The organism is Polynucleobacter sp. 35-46-11 (assembly GCF_002281105.1).
This window is the reverse complement of the sequence record NZ_NCFJ01000208.1, coordinates 1-4,139: the sequence shown is the minus strand read 5'-3', so window position 1 is coordinate 4,139 and position 4,139 is coordinate 1. Positions and strand designations below refer to the sequence as shown.

The following is a 4,139-nucleotide window of genomic DNA, read 5'->3' as shown; positions in this document are numbered from 1 at the left end:
AGGCCCTAAAGGCAAACAAGCTACTAATATCCAAGCAGCTTAATCTGCTTTAGATCATTATTAAAAACCCAGGACTTGTTCCTGGGTTTTTTTTCGCCTAAGTTTTCCTGCCTTAGAATTACCTCCACCTACACCAACCACTCAATACACCATGCGTTTATCGAATATCAAGCAATTCATCTTTTCACTGGCGGCAATTTTCGGACTCTTTTCAGCGCCATCGTTTGCGCAACAGAATGTAGGCTTGCCAATGATTGAACTCAAGGCTGGCATCTATCGCATTCAGGCAGAGTTGGCCGATACACCCAAAGCGCGTGAGGTTGGACTCATGAATCGCACCAGCATGCCCACCAACTCCGGCATGCTCTTTATCTTTGAGCAAAAAGCGGGTCATTGCTTCTGGATGAACAACACCAAGATTCCTTTGTCGATCGCCTTTATTGCTGATGACGGCAAGATTGTGAATATCGAAGAGATGCAAGCTGAAACCACCAACAACCACTGCCCTAAAGCAGCAGTACGTTATGCGTTAGAGATGAACAAACAGTGGTTCTCAGAAAGAGTGATCGTGCCAGGTACAGTCATTCAAGGACTGTCCAAGAAGTAAGAGGCTGCTTGAAGCCATAAAGCAAAAACGCAGACTGAGGTCTGCGTTTTCTTTTGGGCACAAGAGGAATGCTCCTCTTGCTTGCTCGCTTACTTATTCAAAGTGGCAAACGTAATGCACCGGGGATTCTGCGCGGATGATGAAGTAGCCACCCTTTTCTACTTCCCAACTTTGACCGGCTTTGAACTCAACTTCTGGAGCGCCATTGATACTAACAAACGCATTACCGTCAACCACTTCCATGATCTCTTTAGTACTCAGGTCAAAACGTAAGGTGCTTGGCAAAACTACACCAACAGATTTACGAACACCATTTGGCAGCGTCACAGTATGGGATACGCACTTACCATCAAAAAATACATTGGCTTTTTTGCCTACAGAAACTTGATCAAATTGCATTTTTATTCTTTCTAATCTGAATTACTAGCTTGTTGTTTATCTTAATTATTTGGCACGCTTACGTCTTGCAGTTTCAGCAATTCGCATACGCAAAGCATTAAGCTTAATAAATCCACCTGCATCAGCTTGGTTGTATGCACCACCATCATCATCAAAGGTAGCAATCGTCTGGTCAAACAACGTGTTCGCTGAATCACGTGAGATCACAGAGACAGATCCTTTGTAAAGCTTCAGACGTACAAGGCCATTGACCATCTGTTGTGTGTGATCAATCAAAGTTTGCAAAGCAAGGCGCTCTGGCGCCCACCATAAACCGTTGTAGATCAAGCTAGCATAACGTGGCATCAAGTCATCTTTGAGGTGCGCAACTTCACGATCCAAAGTAATACTCTCAATACCGCGGTGCGCTTTCAACAAAATGGTGCCGCCAGGAGTTTCATAGCAGCCACGGCTCTTCATACCTACAAAGCGGTTCTCAACTAAGTCAAGGCGACCAATACCGTGCATGCCACCGATGCGATTGAGCTCAGCTAATAATTCATGTGGCTTGTATGCTTTGCCATTGATTGCTACTGGATCACCAGCGCGGAATTCAATTTCAATAATTTCTGGGGCGTCTGGAGCCTTCTCAGGAGATACCGTCCAACGCCACATGGACTCTTCTGCTTCAGCATTTGGGTTCTCGAGATGACGACCTTCATAACTGATGTGTAATAAGTTAGCGTCCATAGAATAGGGTGAGCCGCCTTGCTTGTGCTTCATCTCAACCGGGATGCCATGCTTTTCTGCATAGGCCATCAACTTTTCACGTGAGAGCAAATCCCACTCACGCCACGGAGCAATTACCTTGATCCCTGGCTCTAGTGCGTAGTAGCCCAACTCAAAACGCACTTGGTCGTTACCTTTACCGGTAGCGCCATGCGATACAGAGTCAGCTCCAGTCTGGTGAGCAATTTCAATTTGACGCTTAGCGATCAATGGACGTGCGATGGAAGTACCTAAAAGGTACTCGCCTTCATAAATCGTATTGGCGCGAAACATAGGGAATACAAAGTCGCGTACAAACTCTTCACGCAAGTCATCGATAAAGATATTTTCTGGCTTGATACCAAATTGCAGCGCCTTAGCGCGTGCTGGCTCAAGCTCTTCACCCTGACCCAAATCAGCTGTGAAGGTAACGATCTCGCATTGATAAGTGTCTTGAAGCCATTTCAAGATCACGCTAGTGTCAAGACCACCGGAATACGCCAATACTACTTTTTTAATATCAGACATGATTTCTATTCAATCAAAAAATTAAGCAATAACTAACAAAGACAAATTACTTCCGCAATCAATCCAAACGGCCACAGAGTAGATACTCCATTAAGGCCTTTTGAACATGCAGACGATTTTCAGCCTCTTCCCAAACAATACTTTGAGGGCCATCAATCACTTCTGCAGAAACCTCTTCACCCCGATGCGCTGGCAAGCAATGCATGAACAGAGCATCTGGCTTAGCCAAAGACATCAACTCTTCGTCCACCATCCAATCCTTGAAGGCAGTCATGCGGGAAGTATTTTCATCCTCGTAACCCATGCTGGTCCACACATCGGTAGTGACCAAATCAGCACCTTTGCAAGCATCCCTTGGATCAGCGCAAACAGTCAAATGTTTCAATGCATTCTCAGTCAGCATGGCACCATCTAATTGATAGCCGCCGGGCGCAGAGAAACGAATTTGGAAATCTAAACACTCGGCTGCCTGTATCCAGGTGTAGGCCATATTGTTGGCATCACCAACCCAAGCAACGGTTTTACCCTGGATCGGACCACGCGCCTCTACAAGGGTAAAGATGTCGGCCAATACTTGGCAAGGATGGTATTCATTGGTTAGGCCATTAATCACTGGCACACGAGAATTAGCGGCAAAGCGCTCAATAATCTCTTGGCCAAAGGTGCGGATCATAATGATGTCAGTCATTCTCGAAATAACCTGTGCAGCGTCCTCTACAGGCTCGCCACGACCCAACTGGGTATCTCTAGTGTTGAGATATACGGCATGACCACCAAGCTGGTGTATGCCCGCCTCAAAGGAAAGACGAGTACGAGTCGAATGCTTCTCGAAGATCATGGCTAAAGTACGATCGTGCAAGGGGTGCCAAGTCTCATAACTCTTGAACTTTGTTTTGAGCCAAGCAGAGCGTTTCAGGAGATAGTCATACTCTTCGCGCGTCAAGTCAGCAAACTGCAGGTAATGCTTAACCTGGCCAGGCACTTGAGGCTTTGCCAAAGATGTCATTGTTGAGCTTTCCACTAAAGTTTTAGCTTGCATTTTTTGTATGAGGCATCAGACTGCACGAAAATAGTTCCTAAAGTCATCTTAAGGCCATCTCAGACTGTTAAGCTAGAGGGCTCATTAATACTTATCCTTACAACAATTCTTACGCCAACTTGAACCACAAAAAGCTTTTCATTCAAGGCATTACAACTTCTGGCAAACCTTTTCGTCCCAGCGACTGGGCCGAACGTCTTTGCGGAGTCATGGCAACTTTTCGCCCACCAGGCGATGCTGGAGACCCCCGCTTCACTTACTCGCCTTATGTCAGGCCAGTAGTTATTGCAAAAGTGAAATGCGTTGTTATCGATACCAGACTAAGAGATCTTGATCCAAGAGCGCTCGACTTTGTCATGAACTTTGCCAAAGACAACAGCCTGCCAATTGAAGAAGCCTGCGAATTCGAGCCGAATCCGCCATCCCAGTCCTAAAAACAAAAACCCGCTCTGAAAAGGAGCGGGCTTAGACTCAGATTACTCTCGAGCCTGCCTAAAACTATAAAAGTCTTACGCTGCCATTGCCTTGATGGCTGCAGACAAACGTGACTTCTGACGTGATGCAGTATTTTTGTGAGCAATCTTTTTGTCAGCAATCTTGTCGATCGTTGACTGAGTTGCTGCGAACACTTTAGCTGCAGCAGCTTTGTCGCCAATTTCAATTGCTTTGCGAACTGCCTTAATGGAAGTACGGAGCTTTGAACGCAAACTGGAGTTGTGTTCATTCTGTTTTACTGCCTGCCGTGCGCGTTTACGCGCTTGTGCGGTATTGGCCATCTTTAAACCTTGCTATATAAAAATTACAAAATACGATTAACTG

Annotated in this window: 6 protein-coding genes; 2 read left to right on the top strand and 4 right to left on the bottom strand. The window is 45.8% G+C overall.

The features are described from left to right. Positions 1-151: 151 nt before the first annotated feature. Entirely contained in the window at positions 152-607 is a 456-nt protein-coding gene (locus tag B7Y67_RS11950; protein WP_293598836.1) for a DUF192 domain-containing protein, read from the top strand. A gap of 93 nt (positions 608-700) precedes the next feature. On the opposite strand, the gene B7Y67_RS11945 is transcribed toward B7Y67_RS11950, so the two are convergent. The 3 genes from B7Y67_RS11945 to argF are packed head-to-tail and all read right to left on the bottom strand — an operon-like array spanning position 701 to position 3,287. Further along, positions 701-1,006 (bottom strand): pyrimidine/purine nucleoside phosphorylase, encoded by a 306-nt coding sequence (locus B7Y67_RS11945; RefSeq protein WP_015421889.1) that lies wholly within the window; start codon positions 1,004-1,006, stop codon positions 701-703. A gap of 45 nt (positions 1,007-1,051) precedes the next feature. Beyond that, entirely contained in the window at positions 1,052-2,281 is a 1,230-nt protein-coding gene (locus B7Y67_RS11940) for an argininosuccinate synthase (protein ID WP_293598835.1), read from the bottom strand. Between the two features lie 58 nt (positions 2,282-2,339). Further along, a complete protein-coding gene (gene argF, locus B7Y67_RS11935; protein WP_293598834.1) occupies positions 2,340-3,287 on the bottom strand; it encodes an ornithine carbamoyltransferase in 948 nt (315 codons plus the stop codon). 152 nt (positions 3,288-3,439) lie between these two features. Here argF and B7Y67_RS11930 point away from each other — a divergent pair, with 152 nt between their 5' ends. Beyond that, a complete protein-coding gene (locus tag B7Y67_RS11930) occupies positions 3,440-3,754 on the top strand; it encodes a DUF3579 domain-containing protein (protein ID WP_041484947.1) in 315 nt (104 codons plus the stop codon). A gap of 75 nt (positions 3,755-3,829) precedes the next feature. Here B7Y67_RS11930 and rpsT read toward each other — a convergent pair whose 3' ends face one another. Next, positions 3,830-4,096 (bottom strand): 30S ribosomal protein S20, encoded by a 267-nt coding sequence (gene rpsT, locus B7Y67_RS11925; protein WP_293598833.1) that lies wholly within the window; start codon positions 4,094-4,096, stop codon positions 3,830-3,832. Between the last annotated feature and the right edge of the window lie 43 nt (positions 4,097-4,139).

Bases quoted from the DNA above. Each gene is read 5' to 3' on its own strand.
- B7Y67_RS11945 (WP_015421889.1), bottom strand. From the start codon at position 1,006: ATGCAATTTGATCAAGTTTCTGTAGGCAAAAAAGCCAATGTATTTTTT.
- B7Y67_RS11950 (WP_293598836.1), top strand. From the start codon at position 152: ATGCGTTTATCGAATATCAAGCAATTCATCTTTTCACTGGCGGCAATT.
- argF (WP_293598834.1), bottom strand. From the start codon at position 3,287: ATGACATCTTTGGCAAAGCCTCAAGTGCCTGGCCAGGTTAAGCATTAC.
- B7Y67_RS11940 (WP_293598835.1), bottom strand. From the start codon at position 2,281: ATGTCTGATATTAAAAAAGTAGTATTGGCGTATTCCGGTGGTCTTGAC.
- rpsT (WP_293598833.1), bottom strand. From the start codon at position 4,096: ATGGCCAATACCGCACAAGCGCGTAAACGCGCACGGCAGGCAGTAAAA.